At 58.3% G+C, this 21,661-nt stretch carries 19 protein-coding genes; 7 read left to right on the forward strand and 12 right to left on the reverse strand.

Annotation, left to right across the window (positions count from 1 at the left end; translation table 11 throughout):
* Window positions 1–10 precede the first annotated feature (10 nt).
* Together J7394_RS03610 and J7394_RS03615 are read right to left on the reverse strand one after the other, a co-directional pair.
* Window positions 11–2,479: an FAD-dependent oxidoreductase gene (locus J7394_RS03610; protein ID WP_209251025.1), complete on the reverse strand. Its 2,469-nt coding sequence runs from the start codon at window positions 2,477–2,479 to the stop codon at window positions 11–13.
* A 119-nt stretch (window positions 2,480–2,598) separates the two neighbouring features.
* A complete protein-coding gene (locus J7394_RS03615) occupies window positions 2,599–4,119 on the reverse strand; it encodes a trimethylamine methyltransferase family protein (protein WP_209251027.1) in 1,521 nt (506 codons plus the stop codon).
* A 90-nt stretch (window positions 4,120–4,209) separates the two neighbouring features.
* Here J7394_RS03615 and J7394_RS03620 point away from each other — a divergent pair, with 90 nt between their 5' ends.
* From J7394_RS03620 to J7394_RS03645, 6 genes are all read left to right on the forward strand, one after another.
* The gene (locus tag J7394_RS03620) at window positions 4,210–5,121 is read left to right on the forward strand and encodes a LysR substrate-binding domain-containing protein (protein ID WP_209251029.1); all 912 of its coding nucleotides are present in this window, start codon (window positions 4,210–4,212) and stop codon (window positions 5,119–5,121) included.
* A 213-nt stretch (window positions 5,122–5,334) separates the two neighbouring features.
* A complete protein-coding gene (locus J7394_RS03625; RefSeq protein WP_209251031.1) occupies window positions 5,335–6,462 on the forward strand; it encodes a Hint domain-containing protein in 1,128 nt (375 codons plus the stop codon).
* A gap of 82 nt (window positions 6,463–6,544) precedes the next feature.
* Entirely contained in the window at window positions 6,545–7,120 is a 576-nt protein-coding gene (locus J7394_RS03630) for a glycosyltransferase (RefSeq protein ID WP_209251033.1), read from the forward strand.
* A 213-nt stretch (window positions 7,121–7,333) separates the two neighbouring features.
* Entirely contained in the window at window positions 7,334–8,296 is a 963-nt protein-coding gene (locus J7394_RS03635) for an HlyD family secretion protein (protein ID WP_371811925.1), read from the forward strand.
* Entirely contained in the window at window positions 8,293–9,219 is a 927-nt protein-coding gene (locus J7394_RS03640) for an ABC transporter ATP-binding protein (protein ID WP_209251034.1), read from the forward strand. Before J7394_RS03635 ends, J7394_RS03640 begins: the two co-directional genes overlap by 4 nt.
* Complete coding sequence (locus J7394_RS03645; protein WP_209251036.1) at window positions 9,216–10,361, forward strand: ABC transporter permease; 1,146 nt, start codon at window positions 9,216–9,218, stop codon at window positions 10,359–10,361. The genes J7394_RS03640 and J7394_RS03645 overlap by 4 nt, the downstream gene beginning before the upstream one ends.
* Before the next feature lie 104 nt (window positions 10,362–10,465).
* On the opposite strand, the gene J7394_RS03650 is transcribed toward J7394_RS03645, so the two are convergent.
* The 7 genes from J7394_RS03650 to J7394_RS03680 all read right to left on the reverse strand — a co-directional run bounded on the left by J7394_RS03650 (window position 10,466) and on the right by J7394_RS03680 (window position 17,014).
* Window positions 10,466–11,338, reverse strand: a complete 873-nt coding sequence (locus J7394_RS03650) for an NAD(P)-dependent oxidoreductase (protein ID WP_209251038.1) — start codon at window positions 11,336–11,338, stop codon at window positions 10,466–10,468.
* A 15-nt stretch (window positions 11,339–11,353) separates the two neighbouring features.
* Window positions 11,354–12,316: a D-glycerate dehydrogenase gene (locus J7394_RS03655; RefSeq protein WP_209251040.1), complete on the reverse strand. Its 963-nt coding sequence runs from the start codon at window positions 12,314–12,316 to the stop codon at window positions 11,354–11,356.
* A 4-nt stretch (window positions 12,317–12,320) separates the two neighbouring features.
* Window positions 12,321–12,515 (reverse strand): hypothetical protein, encoded by a 195-nt coding sequence (locus J7394_RS03660; protein WP_170380356.1) that lies wholly within the window; start codon window positions 12,513–12,515, stop codon window positions 12,321–12,323.
* Between the two features lie 16 nt (window positions 12,516–12,531).
* A complete protein-coding gene (locus J7394_RS03665; protein WP_209251042.1) occupies window positions 12,532–13,875 on the reverse strand; it encodes an amidase in 1,344 nt (447 codons plus the stop codon).
* Window positions 13,872–15,236 (reverse strand): TRAP transporter large permease subunit, encoded by a 1,365-nt coding sequence (locus J7394_RS03670; protein ID WP_209251044.1) that lies wholly within the window; start codon window positions 15,234–15,236, stop codon window positions 13,872–13,874. The genes J7394_RS03665 and J7394_RS03670 overlap by 4 nt, the downstream gene beginning before the upstream one ends.
* Window positions 15,229–15,837 (reverse strand): TRAP transporter small permease subunit, encoded by a 609-nt coding sequence (locus J7394_RS03675; protein WP_170461795.1) that lies wholly within the window; start codon window positions 15,835–15,837, stop codon window positions 15,229–15,231. The genes J7394_RS03670 and J7394_RS03675 overlap by 8 nt, the downstream gene beginning before the upstream one ends.
* 82 nt (window positions 15,838–15,919) lie before the next feature.
* Window positions 15,920–17,014: a TRAP transporter substrate-binding protein gene (locus J7394_RS03680; protein ID WP_170380352.1), complete on the reverse strand. Its 1,095-nt coding sequence runs from the start codon at window positions 17,012–17,014 to the stop codon at window positions 15,920–15,922.
* Window positions 17,015–17,260: 246 nt separating this feature from the next.
* Here J7394_RS03680 and J7394_RS03685 point away from each other — a divergent pair, with 246 nt between their 5' ends.
* A complete protein-coding gene (locus J7394_RS03685; protein WP_170768251.1) occupies window positions 17,261–18,094 on the forward strand; it encodes an IclR family transcriptional regulator in 834 nt (277 codons plus the stop codon).
* Window positions 18,095–18,148: 54 nt separating this feature from the next.
* Here the strand turns inward: J7394_RS03685 and J7394_RS03690 are convergent, their stop codons facing one another.
* Genes J7394_RS03690 through J7394_RS03700 form a run of 3 tightly spaced genes read right to left on the reverse strand, consistent with a single transcriptional unit; the run spans window position 18,149 to window position 21,580 of the window.
* Window positions 18,149–19,585 (reverse strand): sulfatase-like hydrolase/transferase, encoded by a 1,437-nt coding sequence (locus J7394_RS03690; protein ID WP_209251045.1) that lies wholly within the window; start codon window positions 19,583–19,585, stop codon window positions 18,149–18,151.
* Window positions 19,586–19,589: 4 nt separating this feature from the next.
* On the reverse strand, window positions 19,590–20,378 hold the full coding sequence (gene phnX / locus J7394_RS03695; RefSeq protein WP_209251047.1) for a phosphonoacetaldehyde hydrolase: 789 nt from the start codon (window positions 20,376–20,378) through the stop codon (window positions 19,590–19,592).
* A gap of 14 nt (window positions 20,379–20,392) precedes the next feature.
* Window positions 20,393–21,580 (reverse strand): 2-aminoethylphosphonate--pyruvate transaminase, encoded by a 1,188-nt coding sequence (locus J7394_RS03700; protein WP_209251048.1) that lies wholly within the window; start codon window positions 21,578–21,580, stop codon window positions 20,393–20,395.
* Between the last annotated feature and the right edge of the window lie 81 nt (window positions 21,581–21,661).

Raw genomic sequence — 21,661 nt, forward strand, 5'->3', positions numbered from 1 at the left:
CTTTCCTTTTTTACGTCCGCATATTGGCGCCATTGGCGTCATAGGCGGGCGCACCCAGAACTTCGGCGTCGTAGAACTCACCCAGGATTTCCACCTGCAGCTTGGTTCCCGGTGCGGCACTCTCGGTTGCGACATAGCCCATCGCCATCGACTTGCCGACGCGGTGGCCGTAGCCGCCGGACGAGACATAGCCGACCGCTTCGCCGTCTTTCAGGATCGCTTCGTCATTCGAGACATCGATGCCGTCCACGTCGATGGTCATGGTGACCAGCTTGCGGGCAACACCATCTTCCTTGAACTTCAGCGTCGCATCCTTGCCGACAAAGTTCTTCTTCCAGTTGATGAAGACATCCATGCCGGATTCGACCGCGTTGAAGTCGGGACGGAAATCGGTGGTCCAGACGCCCCAGCCTTTTTCAAGGCGCAGCGACATCAGCGCGCGTGCGCCGTACCAGCGATACCCCAGATCGGCCCCGGCCTCTTCGATCGCCTCGGCCAGACGCAGCAGGTACATCGGCTTGCAGTAGATCTCAAAGCCCAGCTCGCCCGAGAACGAGATGCGGTTCAGGATCACCGGCACGCCGCCCACGAAGGTCTGGCGCAGATCGCGGAACTTCAGCGCCTCGGCGCTGACGTCGTCGCGGGTGATACGGGCCAGCAGCTCGCGCGATTTGGGGCCCGACAGAGCGATCCCGTGCCAGTCATCCGAGACATTGGCATAGCTCACATCCGCAGGCAGGTCCTTTTGGAACCAACGGCTGTGTGCGTCCTGCATCGCGCCCGAGCCGAACAGCATGAAGTGATCGTCGCCCAGACAGGCCACGGTCAGGTCTCCATACAGGCGGCCTTTTTCGGTCAGCATCGGGGTCAGCGCCAGACGGCCCGGTTTCGGCACGTAACCTGCCAGAGTGCGGTTCAGGTAGTCACGCGCACCGGCGCCCTTGAACTCGTGCTTGGCAAAGTTCGCGATCTCGATACCACCGACGGCCTCTTGCACGGCTTTGACTTCGCGCGCGACATAATCGTGGCTGCGGTTCCGCTCGAAAGTCGGCGTTTCATGCGCGTCTTCGGCGTTGTCGGCAAACCACAGAGCGTTTTCCAGACCAAAGCCTTGCCCCATCACGGCGCCCTTTTCGACCAGACGGTCATAGAGCGCGGTGGTTTTCTGCATCCGGCCTTTGGGCAGCGTTTCGTTCGGGAAGGTCATCACGAAGCGGCGCTCGTAGTTTTCCGAGGACTTGATGGTGCCCCAGTCTGGCGTTGCGAACTCGCCAAAGCGGGCCACGTCCATTGCCCAGACGTCGATCGAGGGCTCGCCGTCGATCATCCATTCGGCCATCGTCAAGCCAACGCCGCCACCCTGACAGAAGCCCGCCATGACACCCACAGCGACCCAGTAATTCTTCATGCCCGGAACCGGGCCGATCATCGGGTTGCCATCGGGGCCAAAGGTGAACGGGCCGTTTATGGTGTCCTTGATACCGGATTCGCCGATGGCGGGGATACGCTCGAACGACATTTCCAGGCGGTCGGCAATCCGGTCCAGATCGGGTTGCAGAAGCTCGTGGCCGAAATCCCATGGCGTGCCGTCGACCTTCCACGGGGTCGATTTGGGTTCGTAGGTGCCCAGAAGCATGCCGTGGCGTTCCTGACGGAAATAGATGTTGGCCTCATAGTCGATGCCCGCGGGCAGACGACCGGCTTCGCCCATGCTCTCCATCCTGTCCTTGATCATCGGGATCGCGTCAGTGATCAGGTAGTGGTGCTCCATCGGCTGTACGGGCAGGTGGATGCCTGACATGTGGCCCACTTCGCGCGCCCAGAGGCCGCCGCAGTTCACAACCTGCTCAGCGTTGATGACACCTTTGGGTGTGGTCAGATCCCAGCTGCCATCGGGGCGCTGGCTCATCGAGGTTACACCGCAATGGGTGAAATACTGCGCACCGTGGTGACGGGCGGATTTCGCGAAAGCGTAGGTTGCGCCCGAGGGATCGACGTCGCCGTCTTGTTCGTCCCAGAGCGCGGCGTGATAGTGTTTGGGGTCGATCAGCGGGTGACGCTCGGCCAGTTCCTGCGGGCTAATGAATTCCTGATGCAGGCCCATGTAGCGCGCTTTCGAGCGTTCACGCTTGAGGTAGTCGTACCATTCCTTGGTCGACGCCGCGTAAAAACCGCCGGTGATGTGCATGCCGACCGAATGGCCCGAGGTTTCCTCGATCTCTTTATAGAGATCAATGGTATAGCTCTGCAGGCGCGAGATGTTGGGGTCCGAGCTGATCGTGTGGATCTGACCCGCCGCGTGCCAGCTGGAGCCGGATGTCAGCTCGTCACGCTCCAGCAGGACAACGTCTTTCCAGCCGAACTTGGCCAGGTGAAAGAGGATCGAACAGCCGACGACGCCGCCGCCAATGACAACGACCTTGGCGTGGGAAGGTAGCTTTTTACCAGACGTGGTTTCGTCTTTTTGAATCTCAGGCATGAGAATTTCCTGTGTCGTTTTCTTGTGGTGATGGGGGAAGGGGGCTGTCTGCCCCCTCTTGAGCCTGTGGCTCAATTCACCCCCGAGGATATTTCTGGCCAGATGAAGGGATCCCGGTTTTAGTACCAGGCGTCCGGAATCTCTTCTTTGCGTTTGGCCACATAGGCGGCCAGTTCTTCTTTTTTGGCTTCGTCCATCGCGGGGGGCTGGTATTCGTTCAGCATCTGGTTCCAGCGCTCATAGGCGCGGCAGCGCATGTCCTTGGAACCGCCCTCTTCCCAGCTTTCGACGTTTTCGCTGTCGCTGAGCTTGGGTTCGTAGAATGCGGTTTGGTAGTTGCGCATAGTGTGCGCGCAGCCCAGGAAGTGACCGCCTGCGTCGACCTCTTCATAGGCGTCACGAGCGAAGGCGTCGTCGCTGGTGTCCAGCCCCTGGCTGAGGACTTTTTGGTACGAGCCAAGACGGTCAGCGTCCATGATCAGTTTCTCGAACCCGGTACACAGGCCACCTTCGAGCCAACCGGCCGAGTGAAGAACAAAGTTTGCACCGGCCAGCATGGTCGAGTGCATCGAATCCGCCGATTCATAGGCGGCCTGCGCGTCCTCGATCTTGGAGGCGGTCAGAGAGCCTCCGCAGCGCAGCGGCAGACCAGCGCGGCGGGCCAATTGGCCGATGGCGTAGTTCGAGATCACCGGTTCGGGCATACCAAAGGTCGGTGCCCCGGATTTCAGCGACATGGACGAAAGGAAGTTGCCCAGAACAAAGGGCGCGCCGGGGCGCAGCAGTTGGACGTAGGCGCAGACCATCATCGCCTCGGCCATGGCCTGTGCGACACTGGCGGCGGTGCTGACCGGACCCATTGCGCCCGACAGGATGAACGGAACCACGATCAGGCCCTGACCGCGCGACGAATAGACCCGCGCTGCTTCGGTCACCACGCGGTCCACCAGCAGCGGCGAGTTGGTGTTCACGTTGCCCATGATGACGCAGTTGTCTTCCACGAAATCCGCGCCAAAGACGATCTCGGCCATGTCGACGCTGTCTTGCGCGCGGCTCATCTCGGTGATGGCGCCCAGATGCGGTTTGTCGCTGAGGGTCATATGGGCGAACATCATGTCGAGGTGACGCTTGCTGACCGGCACGTCGCAAGGTTCGCAGGTCACGAAACCGCCATGGTGCATGTTCGGATGCAGGTAGGTCAGTTTCACCAGCTTTTCGAACGACTCGATATCGCCGTAGCGTCGACCGCCTTCCAGATCACGCACGAAAGGTGCACCGTAGACAGGCGCGAAAACCTGATTGCCGTCACCGATGACCACCGAACGGTCGGGGTTGCGCGCCACCTGAGTGAAGCTTTTGGGTGCCCGGGCACACAGGCTACGAATCCACTGCGCGTCCGCCCGTACGATATCGCCTTCAACCCGCGCCCCTTCACGGCGCCACAGCTCCAGCGCTTCGGGGTCGTCGCGGAAGGCGATGCCCACGTCCTGGAAAATCCAGTCGACCTGAGCCTCAAGGCGGACCAGATCTTCCTCGTTCAGAGGGTCAAAGAACGCCAACTTTCGTTGGATATAAGGGGAGGCCGGGACAGAACCGGCCTCGGAACCGCGGTAACGGGATTGACGTACGCGCCGAGCCATTAAAAGCACTCCATTTTTTGGATGCATATTAATCACCAAGAAAACGCATGTGACGCTTGAAAATTTGAATGCTTAGCATAAAAACAGATTATGCAAGAACTCTGGAAACAGCTTGGCTCCCCCCGCAATCTGGTCGTATTCGAGGCTGCTGCACGTCTTCAGTCCTTTACCCGCGCGGCGCAGGAGTTGAATGTGCAGCAACCCGCCGTCAGCGTCGCCATTCGCAGACTGGAAGAAGGCTTGGGAACGCCTCTGTTCACCCGCGGTCACCGTCAGGTCGTCCTGACCGGAGCAGGCGAGCGGCTGCTGGCTGATGTCTCACGGGCATTCGAGCAATTGGCCCTATCGGTTGAGTCCATCAGACAGACCAAACAGGCGGGCTACGTTACCCTCAGCGCATCGACGGCCTTCAACAACTATTGGATCATGCCGAGACTGGCCGATCTGCAAAGCCAACACCCAAAGATCGACTTGCGCCTGCAATCCAGTGACCGCGAACCGGATATCGACGCGGAAAACATCAGCCTTGCGGTGCGTCTGGGGGATGGAAACTGGGCGGATTGCGAAAGCGCCCTGATCGCGCCCGAGGCGATCTATCCCGTCGCCTCGCCCCGCGTCATGGCCGCCGCAGTTGATCTGCGAAGCCTGCCCAATCTCCTGTCCCAACGCCTTATTCATCTGGAAGAACCCATTCGTCAGCGTCCAAGTTGGAGCGATTGGTTCGCCAATTTCTCGATCAGGACAGCAGTTCCGAACACGGGGCTGCGTCTGAATGACTATGCGCTTGTCCTGCAGGCGGCGATGGCCGGTGAGGGGTTTGCCTTCGGCTGGAAACACCTGACTGACCGTCTTGTCGATCAGGGTCTTCTGGCCGCCCGATCCGATTGGCAATGGACGACGGGCAAAGGGTTCTATCTGGTCTGGTCCAAGAAAACCCCTCTGTCCGATGATGCGCGAAAGGTAAGAGATTGGATTTTACGCACTCTGGACGAGGCCAACTGAGAGCAGCAAGCCATGACAAACGCGTGCCCGCCGAGCTTATGCGACGGGATTCGCCACATGCAGTTTCCCACATCAGCAAAAGATGATACCAAACCCAAAGGACCTGACGTCAGGGGCGAATTTTTCACAAAATGAACGAATTTCTGTCTTGAAGAGACAAGGTTTTGCGCCTCTACCTAAGGAATACAGCTTACAGGTTGAAACGAGACTTGAATGCCAGATTTCAGTATCAACGGCGGTGCCTCCACCACGTTTGTCGACACAACTCCCGGCGGGGGGTTTGTCATCGACTTCCGGCTGCTCGACAACAGTTTCAGCGTGCAGATCAACGGTGTGGATCTCTTTGTCGGCGGCCCCGCCGGAGCACCCAATGAACTGCAGTTTCAGGCACCCTCAACCGCTGGCCAAACCGTACGATTTGCCGATGGCGACCGGTATGAGGTGAACACGCCCGCCGTCTGGCAGCTTCAAAACTCGGACACAGATCCAATCGTCCGGCTGGAAGTGAACCCGGACGGGACAATCGCTCTGTTCGGCGTGAAGTCCAACGATGGCGCCCTTGTCCCGCTGGAATTGTTCAACGGCATGACGGTCAACACCGCCGCAATCGCGTCCGCGTGGAACGATGACGGTGACAACACCATCGAAATCGATCAGATCGTAACTGGCCCGACCAATGCGAGCGGTGAATTCGAGGATGTGCCCTGTTTTGCATCAGGAACACTGATCGAAACGTCAGAAGGGCTTGTTCGGGTTGAGGACCTGAAAGTCGGCGATCAGGTTCTGACATATGACAACGGGATGCGGCCGGTTTGCTGGATTGGCGCTCGTGACCTGAGCGAAGCCCAGCTTGATGCCAAACCGCACCTCAAGCCCATTGTGATCCGAGCAGACGCGTTGGGGCCGGGCTATCCTCGGCGCGATCTGATCGTGTCGCCTCAGCACCGAATTCTGGTTTCTTCAGCCATTGCTAAGCGCATGTTCAACTGTCAGGATGTCCTGCTGCCCGCGAAGAAACTGCTGCCGTTGAGCGGGGTCGATGTTCTGGACGACCTGTCTGATGGAATTCGGTATCATCACATCCTGTTCGATCAGCATGAGATCATCTGGTCGAACGGTACGCCCACGGAAAGCCTCTTTCTGGGGCCACTGACCATGCAGGCCATCTCGCCCGAAGCGCGGCAAGAGATCAAAGAGCTGTTCCCGGAATGTGCAGCGATTGATTTTCAGCCGCTGACCGCGAGATTGGTGCCTGAAAAGGGCAAGTGGATGGCGAAACTTGTTGAACGTCACCAGGGAAACCGAAAGCCCCTGTTCGACGGCCAACATTGCCATAGCTGAATACGACCTCCCCTGCGCTTGACAGTCTGCTCGGATACCGTACATTCCGACTGCCGGAGGAAACCTCTATCAGCGCAATCTGATGTATCGATGCATGCGTGGCGGTCGGTTGGTCTGGACCATTCACAACGCCCGACCGCACGATGTGATCAACCTTGACGGATTTCGCGAGGCCCGCCAATCGCTGGTCAAACGAACCGACGCCATCCACGTTCACGCCCCCCATGCCCGCGATCACATGATCTCGGAATACGGGGCTGACCCGAGCCGCATTCATGTGATTTCCCATCCAAGTTTTCTCGTGTCGAACGAACCGCATGAGATCACACTGGCGCGCCCCATGCCGGATCGCAGCCCAACCACGATTATGTTCTTCGGAGTGATTCGAGGGGAAAAAGGGGCGGAGCGCATCCGGGACGCCGCCGCCAGCCTGACAAAGCGGGCTGAGGGTCGTTCTTCCGCTAAACGAACCGAATTTGTCTTGGCCGAAGCGAACGTGAAACGGCGCTATTTGGGTGGATACGGGTTCTCAGAGCTGGTCTCTTTCATGGGTCAGAACGGGTTTGAAATTCTGGATTTCACTAGACCCATTCGACCGGAGTCTGATGACTGTGACGTTCTATTCGCCCGCTATGACAGCGCGCGTTTTGACTTTTGATGCTCTTGAGAACCCCATTGATCCAACACTGCCGATGGCATGGCAGGGAAATGGTGTGTCAGGACAAGCCTAAGGCTTGAATCCGGCGCGACGCACTGCATGATCGGTGCGGTCTCTGTGGAAGACTGGAAAATATATACAAGTCTGATTTCATGATTGTATGGTTCAACGAACCGTCCAACGCGACCAGAGGTTAACACTCGGAGGGACCCCGTGCTGAATTTGTCGATCCCCGTACCTTTGATATTGGCGGCAATGCTGCCTGCGGTTCTGGACCGATGCTCTGCCTCGGATACGAGCGTGGCCCTTGGTGTTCTGGCCCGCGACCGCGTCGCATTGACCGCGACGGCCAGCGAAATCATCGTCGATCTGCCCATTGCCGAAGGCTCGCTTGTAGTGGCCGGAGACACGCTGGTTCAACTTGATCCCACGTTGCAGACCGCAAAGCTGAACCTGGCTCAGGCGGAACTGGAAAAAGCAAAAGCCACCCTTTTGAAGCTGCAGGTCGGACCGCGCGACGAAGAGATAGCGATTGCCGAAGCCAAGGTCGCCGGAGCTACCGCGCGATTGGCAGATGCCGAAGCAATCTATGAACGCAATGCCCGTTTGGTGGAAAATTCGGTCGTGACCGAGGCGCAGGTTGCAAATGATCTGGCCTTGCGGGACTCGGCGCGGGCTGAATTGGTCGGTGCTCAGGAAACGTTAAAAGAGCTTCAAAACGGCACTCGCCCCGAAGATCTTGCGGTTGCCGAAGCCAACGTCCGCGCAGCCGAAGCGTCGGTTGACGCGGAACAGACCGTATTGGAGGATCTGACCGTTGTCGCGACGCGCGATGGCGTCCTGGACTCACTGCCCTGGAACCTTGGTGAACGGGTGACGACCGGCAGCCCCGTGGCCGTTCTGGTCACGGGGCAGACACCCTATGCCCGCGTCTATGTACCCGAACCGCATCGCGTGAAACTGAAACCCGGCGATACGCTGGAGGTGAATGTTGATGGGCTGGATGCCCCGCTGGACGGCGTGGTCCGGTGGATCAGTGACGACGCGTCCTTCACCCCTTACTATGGGTTGAACCAAGATGACCGGACACGGCTTGTCTATCTGGCCGAGATTGACCTGCCCACCGCGTCGCCGGACCTGCCTGCCGGCGTTCCAGTGCAGGTTCCCATGCCATGACAGATGTCGTTGTGTCGACACGCGGCCTGACCCGGCAATTCGGAACAAACACCGCCGTCAACGATCTGGATCTTGAGATCAGAACAGGCCAGATCTACGGGTTTCTTGGCCCTAACGGCTGCGGCAAGACAACGACCCTGCGTATGCTGACCGGGCTACTGACGCCGACCAGCGGATCCATCTCGGTTCTGGGTCGATCCATGCCCGAAGCGGCAGAACCGCTCAAGAATGAGATCGGGTACATGACCCAGATCTTCTCCTACTACCGCGACCTGACCGTGCTGGAAAACCTCAGGTTCGCGGCGGAAATCTACGGTATCCCGGCAAAAGCAGCGAAAGATCGGATCGACGAGCTGCTACACACCTACGACCTGATAACAAACGTAAATCAACTCAGCGGCAGCATGAGCGGAGGGCAGCGGCAAAAGCTGGCCCTTGCGGCCACGATCTTGCACCGACCCAAACTGCTATTTCTGGATGAGCCGACCTCGGCCGTCGATCCCGAAACACGCCGCACGTTCTGGGAGCAATTGTTCGATCTGGTCGATCAGGGTGCCACCATGATCGTTTCCACCCATTTCATGGATGAGGCCGAGCGCTGCCACCGTCTGGCCATCCTTCAGCATGGTGTCAAGAAAGCGGACGGATCACCGCGCCAGCTTATGAATGATCTTCAAGCTGACGTTGTCGAGGTCGAAGGCCCGGATCTGCGCAAGGTTAAACATGAGCTGGACGGCAGGCCAAAGATATTGTCGACCGCTCAGGTCGGCTCTCGCTTGCGGGTTCTGGTGGACAAAGCCGAGCCTCAGCCGGTGGACATGCTGCGCGCCCGGCTTGAGGGGTTCTCTGATCTGTCCCTGACACCTCAGAGGCCAAATCTAGAAGACGTCTTTGTCAGCGCCACGCGGGGGGAAGACCAATGATCTCGGCCCGCCGTATCGCAGCCGTCCTTAGGAAAGAGCTGTTGCAGCTGCGGCGGGACCGGATGACCTTCGCCATGGTCATCATGATCCCGCTGATCCAGCTTTTATTGTTCGGATATGCGATCAACACCAACCTGCGCCACGTGCCTGTGGCTGTTGTCGATCAATCCCAAACCGAGCTGTCCCGCATGTTGACGCAGATGGTTCAGGCCACACAGGTCGTGACGGTCACCGAGCACCTGACAACCCCACAAGAGGCCGAGCGCGCGATCACGCAATCCCGCGTGCGGGCCGCGCTGATCATCCCCAGGGACGTCAGCCAGCGCCTTGCTCGCAGCCCGTCTGTCGGGCTGGGCTTGCCCAATTCAACAGATCAAACCAGCAGTCGACCCGTTGCGCATTGGATCGTAGATGGCTCGGACACGATGGTTGCAAGCGCGATCAAATCCCTTCGAACGATGCCCTTGACCGAATTGCTGAGGCTACCTGCCAACCGGCAGGTTCCGACATTTGAAGTGACACTGTACTTCAACCCTGAACAGCGATCCGCGGTCAATATCGTGCCAGGTCTTGTGGGGGTGATCCTTACGATGACGATGATCCTGTTCACCTCCGCCGCGATCGTTCGGGAACGCGAACGCGGGAACATGGAGATGCTGATCAACACACCGATCAAGTCGATCGAGTTGATGCTGGGCAAGATCATCCCCTACATCTTTCTGGGCCTGATCCAGGTCGCGATCATTCTGGGGCTCGGGCATCTTCTGTTTGACGTCCCCATTAACGGAGGGCTGGGCACACTGCTGGTGGTGACGCTGCTGTTCATCATCGCCAGCCTCTCGCTGGGGCTGGTGATTTCCACGCTGGCCCAGAACCAGCTTCAATCGATGCAGATGACCCTCTTTATCCTGCTGCCGTCCATCCTGATGTCCGGGTTCATGTTTCCGTTCGACGGCATGCCTCAACCGGTTCAGATCATCGCACAGGTGTTGCCGGCCACGCATTTCATGGAAATGATCCGGGGCGTGGTTCTGCGCGATGCCTCTCTCTATGATCTGCGCGCGGAGATCCTGTGGATGATCGGCTTTGCCATTTTTGGATTGCTGGCAGCAACGCTGAGGTTCAAAAAGCGCCTGGGCTAGCGAACCATCTGGCGCTTGAACGGCATTTCAAGCAAATCGCCGCCCTATCTCGGTTTGCATTGAAAGCGTTCAGCCGGTAGGCCTCGAAATCGCAGGCGTTTTGTTCAATCCAAGGCCCGAAGTCTCTTTAGCAAAGACGAGGTATCCCAGCGGCCGCCGCCGAGTTTCTGAACATCCTTGTAAAACTGATCGACCAGCGCCGCCACCGGGAGGCTTGCCCCGGTTTCATTTGCAGTATCAAGACAAATTCCCAGATCTTTGCGCATCCAATCCACCGCAAAACCGTGGTCAAAATGGTCTTCCAGCATCGTCTCGTACCTGTTGGCCATCTGCCAGCTTCCGGCTGCGCCCTGGCTGATAACCTCGACGACCGCGCGCCCGTCCAGACCGGCTTTCTCGGCGAAATGCAAGGCCTCGCTCAAGCCCTGAACCAGACCGGCGATCGCAATCTGGTTGCTCATTTTCGTCATCTGACCCGCACCGCTTTCGCCAATCCGACGACAGATCTTCGAATAGACCTGCATGATCGGCTCGGCCGCGTCGTATACAGCTTGATCCCCACCGCACATGATCGAAAGGACACCGTTCTCGGCCCCGGCCTGACCGCCCGAAATCGGCGCGTCCACAAAGCCCAAACCCAGATCCTTCGCCGCCGCATACAACTCGCGTGTGACTTTCGCTGAAACGGTCGTGTGATCCACGAGCGTGGTGCTTTGCGACATCCCGGAGAACGCTCCGTCCGCACCCGTGCAAACGCTGCGCAGGTCATCATCATTCCCCACACAGGTCATGACAAATTCTGCCCCCTCGGCCGCCTCGCGCGGGGTTGCGGCCATCGAGCCACCATGTTCGGCAACCCAGGCTTCGGCTTTGGCAGCCGTCCGGTTGAAAACCGTCACGTCGTGGCCTGCGGCCTGCAAGTGGCCAGCCATCGGATAGCCCATCACGCCCAGGCCGAGAAAAGCAAGTTTAGCCATTGGTTAAATCCTCTACTACAAAAGGTCTCGCGGTGTTTGACCCGCAAAAAAGGCGTCCAGATTGTCCAAAGCACGAAAGCCCATCGCGTCTCGGGTTTTGGTTGTGGCGCTGCCGATATGCGGCAACATGAAGATGTTTTCATGCGCTGCAAATTTTGGGTTTCCACCCGGTTCGGTCTTGAAACAATCAAGCCCGGCAGCAGCCAGCTTGCCGCTTTCGATTGCGCCCAGCAAAGCGTCTTCGTCAACAAGCGCGCCCCTCGCCGAGTTCACCAGAACCGCTCCGTCAGGCAGTTTTGCCAGATTTTCGGCATCCATCAGGTTCACGGTTTCCGGTGTTGCAGGACAATGCAGTGACAAGAAATCCGCCACCGTCAACAACGTGTCGATGCTGTCGTGATATGTCGCGCCTTGCTCTTGTTCAGGCGACAGGCGGCTGCGGTTGAAATAGTGAACCTCCATATCAAAACCGCGCGCCTTTTCTGCGAACGCGCGGCCCACGCGGCCCATACCGACAATCCCAAGCCGAGCGCCGGTGAGCTGTTTACCGACCATGAAGGACGGGCTCCAACTGTCCCAGGCACCGGTGCGCATAAGGCGGTCCCCTCGAACCGCGTGCCGCGCGGCACCCAGCATCAGCAACATAGCAAGCTCGGCCGTGGCGTCCGACAGGACGTCGGGCGTGTTTGTCACGACAATCCCCTTCGCCGCTAGGGCTGGAAGGTCACAATGATCTACGCCCACTGAATGGTTCGCCACAATCTTCAGCCGTGGATCGAGCTTTGAGACGACCTCGGCCGAGAAATGTTCCGAGTGACAGGGCATCATCGCGTCGACCTTCGCGCTCATGGCGATGATCTCGTCTGCCGTGCCCGGCGTGTCGGCCTCGTTCAGGATCACGTCATAGCCTTGCCGCGCGCGCGCAATCGTGGCATCGGACACCCGACGCGGTAGCCAGAGTACGGGTCTATCGCTCATGGGGTCAGTCCTTTTTGATCGCGTCTTCCCAGAAATTGTACAGCGCAAGGGCTATGACGAAGACCGCAATACACAAGAATGGAAACCCGCCCCAGAACCCGGCAAAACCGGTCGAGATACTGTGGGCAAGGCCGAGAACGAACACCATCATCAGGCCGGTGCCAATGAGGCCCATGAGAATATTTGTCAGTCGTGACATAGGATTGCTCTCCCTTCTATTCTTGCGTTCTGAGGGTTCTTTGAACCCATAAAGCTGTCCGAAGAAGCCGATCGTCTTCTTCGACCGCGCCGATTAGTTGGACACCAATGGGCAGGTCATTCTGCCCCACCAACAAAGGCAGCGTGAGGCAGGGCAATCCCGCCAGCGTCCAGGTGAGGCAGAAAACGGAATCTCCGGTATGGCCCGCACTCAGCGGAACGGCTTCGCCGGTTGCTGCCGGGGCCAGGATTGCGTCGAATTCATTGAAATACTCGGCAAAGAAGCCCTGAGCGGACGCCATGACGGCCAAGGCGTCTTGATATTGCGCTTCGCTGATATCTCCGCCGCGGGTGATTGCGGATTGCATCTCAGGGCTGAGCTCCGGCCAATGCGCGTTCGAGATTTCGGCCATGTTTTGGCGAATCTCAAAGTCATAGATCGTTTTGTGAACGGTGATCAGATCGGCCAGTTGCGGCGATACCGAAAAACGCTCGACCCTTCCACCAAGCCCCTCGATAACGGCGTTCAGCCCCTCAAGCGCATCTGCATCAAGGCGGCCGTTGAACGGAAAATCGAGCCAGGCAATGTTCGGTTCGACCGGAACCTCCGCCTGCGCACCTGCTAGCATATCTGCTCGCGGCCGGGCAAAGCTGGCGGGGTCGCGCTGGTCATATCCGGCGACCACGTCTGTCAGCAAAGCGATATCTTCCAGCGTGTTGGCGAACCCCCCAACGTGGTCCAAAGAGACCGACGTCCTGAAAACCCCATGTCGCGAGATCATTCCACGCGTGGGTTTGAAACCATAGACGCCGCAGTATGAGGCCGGACGGATGACCGAGCCACCAGTCTGAGTGCCGATGGCCAGAGGCACGTGTCTGGCCGCAACGGCCGCGGCCGATCCGCTGGACGAGCCGCCCGGTGTTCTGCTCGCATCAAAAGGGTTGGTGGTATCGGTCGGATGCATGAAGGCAAGCTCGGTCGTCTTGGTCTTGCCCATGATGACGGCGCCAGCCTCGCGCAGGCATTCAATCAGCCTTGCATCTGCCTCCGGCTGTCGGCCCGAAAAGATCGGTGTGCCCCGCTGCGTGGGCATGTCTTTTGTGTCAACAATGTCCTTCAGCCCCACGGGCACGCCGTGCAAGGGGCCTGTCGCCCGTCCGGCCTTGCGAATGCGATCCAGCTCACGCGCCTGATCCAGCGCTACGCCTGCATCCAGATAAGCCCAAGCGCCGATGGTGCTGTCGGTCTCTTCGATGCGTTTGAGACAGTCCTCAACCAGTGCTTCGGACAAGATACGCCCGTCCCGAATGCCCTCGGCGGATTGAACCGCCGAGAACAATGACAGATCGTGTTTGGTCATGGCACCCAGACCCCGAACAGGTAGTCAGGCAGCCACAGCGCGATGCCCGGGAACTGATACATCAGCACCATGCACAGGATCACGATGGCCAGATAGGGCATCAGACCTCGGAAGATCTCCATCAGCTGGATCTGGTTCTTGAGGACCCCTTTCAAATAGTAGGCCGACATGGCCATCGGTGGTGTCAGGAATGAGGTCTGCAAGTTCAAGGCAACCAGCATCGCGAAGAAATACGGGTTGACGCCAAACGTCTCGAGCATGGGCAGGAAGATCGGCACGAAGATGATCAGAATCTCGGACCATTCAAGCGGCCAGCCCAGCAGGAAAATAATCAGCTGCGCGAGCACCAGGAACTGCCAGGGCTGAAGGTTCATACCAACAACCCAATGCTCGATCACGTCATGCCCGCCGAGATATGAAAAGATCGACGCAAAGGTCCACGAGCCCACGAATAACCAGCACACCATGGCGGTGGCCTTGGCCGTGAGGAAGACGCTTTGCTTGACCTTGTCCCAGGTGAGCGACCGGTAGAGCATTGCCAGCACAAGCCCGCCCAATGCGCCCATCGCGGCTGCTTCGGCCGGTGTTGCTAGACCGCCGAGGATTGAGCCAAGCACCAGCAGGATCAAAACCGTCAACGGCACGAACGAAATCAGCAGGTCCATGTAGATCTGCCGCTTTGGCGGAATGTCATCCTCCTGTGGTTTGGGGGCAAGCGACGGGTTCAGCCAGACGCGCACCATGACGTAGACGATGTAGAGACCCGCCAGCATGAGGCCCGGAAAGACCGCCGCTGCATAGAGGCGCAGCGGAGAAAGTTCGGCAATGGCGGCGTAGACGATCAACATGATCGACGGCGGGATCAGGATGCCCAACGTGCCACCAGCACAGATCACGCCCGAGGCAAAACTGCGCTGATATCCCGCGTTGGCCATTGCCGGATAGGCCAACAATCCCATCAGGGTGACAACTGCACCAACAATCCCCGACGCCGTCGAGAACACCGCACAGGTCAGCAGCGCCGCAATCGCCAGAGACCCAGGCAGGTTGCGGGCTGCCATATAGAGCGAAAAGAACAGCCGGTCGACGATATTCGCCCTTTCGACAACGTAGCCCATGAACAGGAACAAGGGGATGGCAACAAGCGTGTCATTCTCCATCACCGAATAGGTGTTTTGGTTCAGCAGGTAGAAGATGTTGTTGTTGAAGATGTCCGTAATGCTCTCGGGCGCGGACTGGTAATAGGCGTAGTACCCGAACGCGACGCCCATGGCGAGCAGTGTGAACGCAATCGGAAAGCCCAACAGCACCAGCACAATAAAGAGGCTGAGCATCAGGATGGCGACTTGTGGGTCAGTCATCGCTGCGACCTCCTTGCTTGGTGCCTGTTGTCTGAATTCGATCGACGGTTGATTCCATCAGCATGTCTTCGGTCTCGCGCACGTCATCCAGACGGTCGAGCCAGACGCCATTTCTCATCGCCAGCCAGCATCTTGCCATCTCGGCAAGCCCTTGCAGCATTAGCAACACACCAGCGACCGGGATCAGGGTTTTGAAGAAATAGATCTGAATTCTGGCGGGGCTGTTCCAGCTGACTTCTTCATAGCGCCAACTGTCCTTGGCGATTTCCCAGCCGTACCAGAACAGGGCAAACATGCCGGGGAAGAAAAAGATGATATACAGAACGAAATCGACCCGCGCCTGCCAGCGGACCGAGAAAAGGCGGTACAGCACGTCGCCGCGCACATGCGCGTCTTGCGCCAGCGCATAGGCCCCGGCCATCAGGAACAGGGCGCCATACATCTGAACCATCATATCGAACGCCCAGACGGTCGGCTTGTTCAGCACGTACCGGACGAACACTTCGTAGGACACCGAAAGTGTCAGAATTAGGATGCACCAACCGAAGGCTTTGCCGACCCATTGGCTTAGCCCTTCGATGGCGTGGATTGTCTTGATCAAGGTCAGTTCCTCGCCTGTTCCGCCCGCAGTTCAGAAAGCCGCGCACCGGCGCGACCTTCCGTTTTCAATGAGGTGTCAGGCCTCAGCCGAAGTAGTGCTTATACGCCAGCTTGTAGTCAGGCTGGTTGAGGTTGAGGTAGTTCATGACAGTCTTCGCATAGGCCTTCTGGCTGTCGACGACCTTGGCAAAGAACGGATCTTCGTTCGAGATCCTTTCGACCACAACATCCCAAGCCTCGAGCTGAGCCTGCATCACGCTGTCAGGCGTGCGATACACGTTGACACCCTGCTCTTCGGCCAGCGTTACCAGATCGTCGGCGTAGCGCTTGGTGTTGTTCCAGTAGAAGTTCGAGTTCTCGGCCTCGGACGCGTATTTCAGGATCGCCTGAAGCTCGGGCGCAAGCGCGTTGAACTTGTCCTTGTTGAACGTGACCTCGAAGAACTCCTGGCTCTGGTGGAACGAGGCCAGGTGATAGTGCTTGGACACGTCCTGCATACCAAAGTCGCGGTCGGATGTGGGGTTGTTGAACTCGGCCGCATCAATCAGGCCGGACTTCATCGCGGGCTGGATCTCGCCCCCGGGCAGCTGCACAACGGACATGCCCATCTCAAGCAGAACATCTGCCGCAAGACCAACTGTACGGTACTTCAGACCGTTCATCTGATCCGAGCTTGTGATTTCCTCTTTGAACCAACCCAATGGCTGTGCGGGCATGGGCGAGTTGAAGAATGAAACAACGTTCAGGCCAAGGATGCCCATCAGCTCGTCAAACAGTTCCTGACCGCCGCCATAGTTCACCCAGCCCAGAACCTCTTGGCTAGACCACCCAAAGCACGGACCCGTACCAAATAGCGATGCTGTTTTGGATTTCGAGTACCAGTAGGCCGGAACGTAATGCGCCGCGTCCAGAACGCCGCGGTGGACCGCGTCCTGCATCTGGCTGGTTTTCACAACCGAATTCACAGGCAGAAGTTCGATCGTCAGTTTGCCACCGGACATTTCGTTGACTCGGTTGACGTAGGATTGCGCGTTCTCAAGAAAGATGCCGCCGCCCCAGGCTGCCTGCATCTTCATTGTCGTTCCTTCCTGCGCATGGACAGCCGGAGCAGCAAGCGCACCAGCACCTACAACAGCGGAGCCGCGCAGAAAGTTTCTGCGGTTCAAAGATTTTGTCATGTTTCCTCCCTAGACTGGGCCGTCGCCGATATCCCTTCGGCATTGGCACCAAACCCGCCCTCCAGCGGATAGAATCTACGATAAGCCAGATTCGCGATTTTTCAAAATATTTTGGAAACTCTTTCATTTTGAGCGTCAAAATAGGCGCAATTTATTGTTTTTAATCCATTTATTATTTTCATTTTTTTGCACTTGCGAACAAGCTAGACTCTTTTCACAACAAGCCAGATGACAAACGCGCCAAAAATGAACGAACCAAAAACAGTTGCAAGACGCGGGCGCCCACGCCTGAAAGCGAATGAAGAAAAGCCCGCAGGTTCTCTGGTCGGGGCGCTGGATCGTGGGATTCGTGTCCTGATTGCCATTGCAGATGCCCGGGGCGCGACGCTTGTCGACATCGCAAGAACGACAGGCATTCCAACGGCGACGGCGCACCGGCTTCTGACCACGCTTCAACAGCGAGGAATGGTGGTTAACGATGCCGAACATGGTAAGTGGCGCGTCGGACCGCAGGCCTATCGGATCGGCAACACGTTTGAGGAAGCCTCGAATTTGCTGGAGGTCGCACCAGCGGCGATGCGCAAGCTGTCCAAGGAAACCGGAGAGACCGTAAATCTCGCCATCGAGGAAGGTGGGCAGCTGCTTTACCTGATCCAAGTCGAATCCGAAAACCCGATCCGCGCTTCGATCAAGAATGGAACTGCAGCCTACTTTCACACATCCGGTGTCGGCAAAGCCATTATGGCGTATATGGACGAGGCAGCGCTGGAAAAGCTATTGGCCCCTCTGACACTGGTTCAGCAGACGCCCAATTCGATCACGGACAAACAACAGCTCAAAGACGAGCTGCAGACATCCAGGCAAAGAGGATGGGCGATCGACGATGAAGAGCGTTTTCCGGGCCTGCGCTGTATTGCAGCGCCTGTCTTCGACTCGTTGGAGAATGTCGTTGCTGGCGTTTCAGTGTCTGGGCCCATCACCAGATTCCCCGACAACAAGCTTGAAACCTTGGCCGCGTCAGTTGTTGAGACTGCGGCAAGCATCTCTGAAAAGCTTCGGAATTCCCCACCTCAGAGTTAATTTCTTCGCTTTTCCAACCGTTTTGAGCTTTGGGTGTCTAGACCCGAGGTCACCTCAGACCGAGCCTTTTCTCATTCTGTGTGACAGCGCCTCAGCCCGAAGGTGATGCAGTCGGGGCAGATCTTCCCGCGCGAGGTTCCGGGTGCAATCGGGATCATTTTCGACATCAAAAAGCATCGGCTCAATATCCGTCGCGAAATGCGCAAGCCGGTATCCGTCTTTCTCAAACGCAAGAGCGCGGCAATGATCGGGTGGGCACTGCCATGCGGTTTCAAAGCGCCCCTGGCCGTTTTCTGATCCAAGCTCAAGCTCGACCATGGCCTCTTGCCCGTAGGCTCGGTCTGGCGCCAAAAGGTTACAGCCCTGCATCTCGGAGGGCGAAGCAGCCCCAAGCACCGACAGAACCGTTGGGGCCACGTCAATCGACTGGGTCAATGCGTCGATATCCTCGGGCTCAATATCCGGATGCCCGATCATTAGGGGCACGTGGGACGCGGCGCGGAACGGGGTCTGTTTTCCCCAAAGGCCAAGATCGCCCAGCATCTCTCCATGATCGGCGGTCAACACGATCAGCGTGTCGTCCAACTGACCCACATTTCGCAACCACTCAAAAAGTCGACCGATATGGTGATCGACCTCGGCGGCCAGCCCCAGATATGTGGACCGGCACAGCGCGATCTGCTCGGGCGCCATGGCATTTTGCTGCCCGTCAAAACCCCAGAACATATCCGTGCCGCTTGGGCGGGAATGATAGGCTTCAAAGAACGGATGCTCAAAAGCGGCCTCAACCGGAGGCGGGATGTCCTGCGGGTTGATCAAATCGTTATACGGCGCGGGGGCAACAAACGGAGGATGCGGCCGGATATAGGTGACCATGGCAGACCATGGCTGTGATTTGCGAACGTCAAGATGAGCCAAAACCCGGTCGGTCAGATACGCGGTATCACTGTCTCGCGCATCATAAAGCGCCGGCCCTCCGAGAGTGTCGTTCTGAGGTCTGTAAAGCGCCGTCAGGTCGCCCGCATCCGGCACGTCATAGCCACGCGATCTGAGATGGGCGAGCCACTCCCAAGCTTCCTCGCGCATCTCGGTGACCTCGGTGATGCCCAGGATCGGCCCTGTGTAGGACAGATGCGCCGGGTCATTCGGGTGTAGGTTCCTGGGATCGGGCTGCGTGTCCGTATAGCCGAACAGCAACAGCTCTCGCCCGATGGTCCGCAGCGCCGTTGCAAGGTTGGGGATATCGCGCCGCAGCGGAACGCCGTTCTGAACCGATCCGTGGTTCATGGCGTATTGGCCCGTCAGCAGGCTTGCACGGGCCGGACCGCAAGGCACCACAACCGTATGATGATTGCGAAAATGCACCGACCGCGCGGCCAGAGCGCGAATGTTGGGCAGCGGCACATGTCGCCCCAAAGCGCCCGTCAGAAGGTCCGCGCGGAACTGATCGATGACGATGAACAGAAAATTGCGCGGAGCCTTCTTCAGCATGTGGTCAGGCCTCTGCGCTGTCCAGCTTACGGATCAGCGCGGGCAGATCGGCAACCGTGTCGATCACATAGTCCGCACCGGCGTCCTTCAGAATCTTGGTCGCGTGCTGGCGCAGCACGTCAACCTCTTCCGCGGATAGCGCCTCCAGTTCCTCCGGTGTCTTGCCCACCGCATTGCCGGACAGGGATACGCCAACTGTCAGACAGCCAGCGGCGACACCCTCTTTGATGCCCGGTTCGGTGTCATCGACCTTGATGATCGCCGCAGGCGGGTAGGCCACCAGATCGACCATGCATTTATACATCCCCAGCGGCCCGGGTCGGCCTTCGGGCAGGTCGTCGGAACAGACCAGATTGTCCGGCTCATAGCCTTGAGCAGCGGCAACCGGCAGGACGTTCTCCATGATTGAGCGGGTGTAGCCCGTGGTCGACCCGATCTTGAGACCCATGGACCGCAGATCATCAATCGCAGCTTTGCCACCCGGAACCAGATCCGCGTAGTCGGCGGCGACTTTTTCGTTCATCGGCACAAAGATCTCATAAACCTTGTCAACATCCTGATCGGAGGGCGCGTTGCCGTATTTTGCCTCCCACTGGGCGGCGATTTCGGGCATATCCATCATGGAGCGGATGTGATCCCATTTGGGCGCGCCCATCGGTGCGCGGGCCTGTTCGATCGTGGCTTCGATGTCGAACTTGGCGAAGGCCTTCACAAACACGCCCATCGGCGCGAATGACCCGAAATCGACCATTGTCCCCGCCCAATCAAACACGGCGGCTTTGAATTTGCTCATTGTCTTTCCTTTCGTCAGGCAGGTTCAACCTGTTTCTGTTTGAGTGTTTCGTCCGAGGGGCTGGCACTGTCGACCCCCATGTCACGCAGCACCTCGGCTGAGGTATCAACGACCGCTTGCATCACATGCGCATCGACCTGTCCGATGTGGCCGATCCGAAAGCTATCGGCTGCGGTCAGTTTGCCGGGATACAGGATAAATCCGCGCGCTTTCATGCGGTTGTAGAAGTCCGGGAAGGCAAAACGCGGGTGATCCGGGCAGAAGAAGGTGGTGATGATCGGCGACAGCCACTCATCGTCCAGCAACGTGACAAAGCCCAGTTCACGCATCCCTTTGACCAGCGTCTTGCGGTTCTCAAGATACCGCGCGCCCCGTGCAGCGACGCCGCCTTCGGCCTCATGTGCGCGTAGCGCTTCGATGAAGGACGCGACCACATGTGTGGGCGGGGTAAAGCGCCACTGGCCTGTCTTCTCCATCGCGGCCCATTGGGCGTAAACATCCAGGCTGAGCGAATGGCTGTTGCCTTCCGCCGCCTTGATCGCATCTGTTTCGGCAATCACGAACCCAAAGCCCGGCACGCCTTCGATGCATTTGTTGGCCGAGCTGACCATGGCCTGAAACGGGATCACATGCGGCTCGAGCGGGACAGCACCGAAGGCCGACATGGAATCGATCAGAAGCTTGCGGCCCGCCGCCTGCGTGGCGTCCGAGATCTCTTGCAGCGGGTTGAGGATGCCCGAGCTTGTCTCGCAATGGATGGCCAGCACATGCGTGATCGCGGGGTCGGCCTGCAAAGCCGCGGCCACCTGATTCCCGCGCGGCGGCAGATAGTCCCCCATGTCGATCACGGCACAGTCGCGGCCAAGATAGCCCAACGTCTGCACCGCCCGTTTGCCATAGGCGCCGTTGCACAACACCAGAACCTTGCCGTCCTTGGGCACAAAGCTACCCAGCATCGCCTCGACCACGTAAGAGCCGCTGCCCTGCAAAGGCACACAGTCATAGCGGTCTTTGTCCTGCCCCAGAATATCCAACAGGCGACGACGCAATTCGGCCGTCATGGCGCGGAAATCGGCGTCCCAGCTGCCCCAGTCGCGCAGCATCGCCTCTTTCACTGACAGAGACGTGGTCAATGGCCCCGGAGTCAACAGATACGGTTCGCCGAAATGCGGCGAGGGCAGTTTTTGGGTGTGATCAATCATGTCATTCATCTTCTATATGAAGGAATCCATAACATAGGTTTGAGCTATGGCTTGGCTACAGTTTTCCAGTGACCCCCGCAA

Origin of the sequence: Ruegeria sp. R13_0, assembly GCF_017743995.1 — a bacterium.
Classification (GTDB): domain Bacteria; phylum Pseudomonadota; class Alphaproteobacteria; order Rhodobacterales; family Rhodobacteraceae; genus Ruegeria.

What these genes read in the sequence shown, in the direction of transcription:
- J7394_RS03610 (WP_209251025.1), bottom strand. Translation starts at nt 2,479, where the DNA reads ATGCCTGAGATTCAAAAAGACGAAACCACGTCTGGTAAAAAGCTACCT.
- J7394_RS03615 (WP_209251027.1), bottom strand. Translation starts at nt 4,119, where the DNA reads ATGGCTCGGCGCGTACGTCAATCCCGTTACCGCGGTTCCGAGGCCGGT.
- J7394_RS03620 (WP_209251029.1), top strand. Translation starts at nt 4,210, where the DNA reads ATGCAAGAACTCTGGAAACAGCTTGGCTCCCCCCGCAATCTGGTCGTA.
- J7394_RS03625 (WP_209251031.1), top strand. Translation starts at nt 5,335, where the DNA reads ATGCCAGATTTCAGTATCAACGGCGGTGCCTCCACCACGTTTGTCGAC.
- J7394_RS03630 (WP_209251033.1), top strand. Translation starts at nt 6,545, where the DNA reads ATGTATCGATGCATGCGTGGCGGTCGGTTGGTCTGGACCATTCACAAC.
- J7394_RS03640 (WP_209251034.1), top strand. Translation starts at nt 8,293, where the DNA reads ATGACAGATGTCGTTGTGTCGACACGCGGCCTGACCCGGCAATTCGGA.
- J7394_RS03645 (WP_209251036.1), top strand. Translation starts at nt 9,216, where the DNA reads ATGATCTCGGCCCGCCGTATCGCAGCCGTCCTTAGGAAAGAGCTGTTG.
- J7394_RS03650 (WP_209251038.1), bottom strand. Translation starts at nt 11,338, where the DNA reads ATGGCTAAACTTGCTTTTCTCGGCCTGGGCGTGATGGGCTATCCGATG.
- J7394_RS03655 (WP_209251040.1), bottom strand. Translation starts at nt 12,316, where the DNA reads ATGAGCGATAGACCCGTACTCTGGCTACCGCGTCGGGTGTCCGATGCC.
- J7394_RS03660 (WP_170380356.1), bottom strand. Translation starts at nt 12,515, where the DNA reads ATGTCACGACTGACAAATATTCTCATGGGCCTCATTGGCACCGGCCTG.
- J7394_RS03665 (WP_209251042.1), bottom strand. Translation starts at nt 13,875, where the DNA reads ATGACCAAACACGATCTGTCATTGTTCTCGGCGGTTCAATCCGCCGAG.
- J7394_RS03670 (WP_209251044.1), bottom strand. Translation starts at nt 15,236, where the DNA reads ATGACTGACCCACAAGTCGCCATCCTGATGCTCAGCCTCTTTATTGTG.
- J7394_RS03680 (WP_170380352.1), bottom strand. Translation starts at nt 17,014, where the DNA reads ATGACAAAATCTTTGAACCGCAGAAACTTTCTGCGCGGCTCCGCTGTT.
- J7394_RS03685 (WP_170768251.1), top strand. Translation starts at nt 17,261, where the DNA reads ATGAACGAACCAAAAACAGTTGCAAGACGCGGGCGCCCACGCCTGAAA.
- J7394_RS03690 (WP_209251045.1), bottom strand. Translation starts at nt 19,585, where the DNA reads ATGCTGAAGAAGGCTCCGCGCAATTTTCTGTTCATCGTCATCGATCAG.
- phnX (WP_209251047.1), bottom strand. Translation starts at nt 20,378, where the DNA reads ATGAGCAAATTCAAAGCCGCCGTGTTTGATTGGGCGGGGACAATGGTC.
- J7394_RS03700 (WP_209251048.1), bottom strand. Translation starts at nt 21,580, where the DNA reads ATGATTGATCACACCCAAAAACTGCCCTCGCCGCATTTCGGCGAACCG.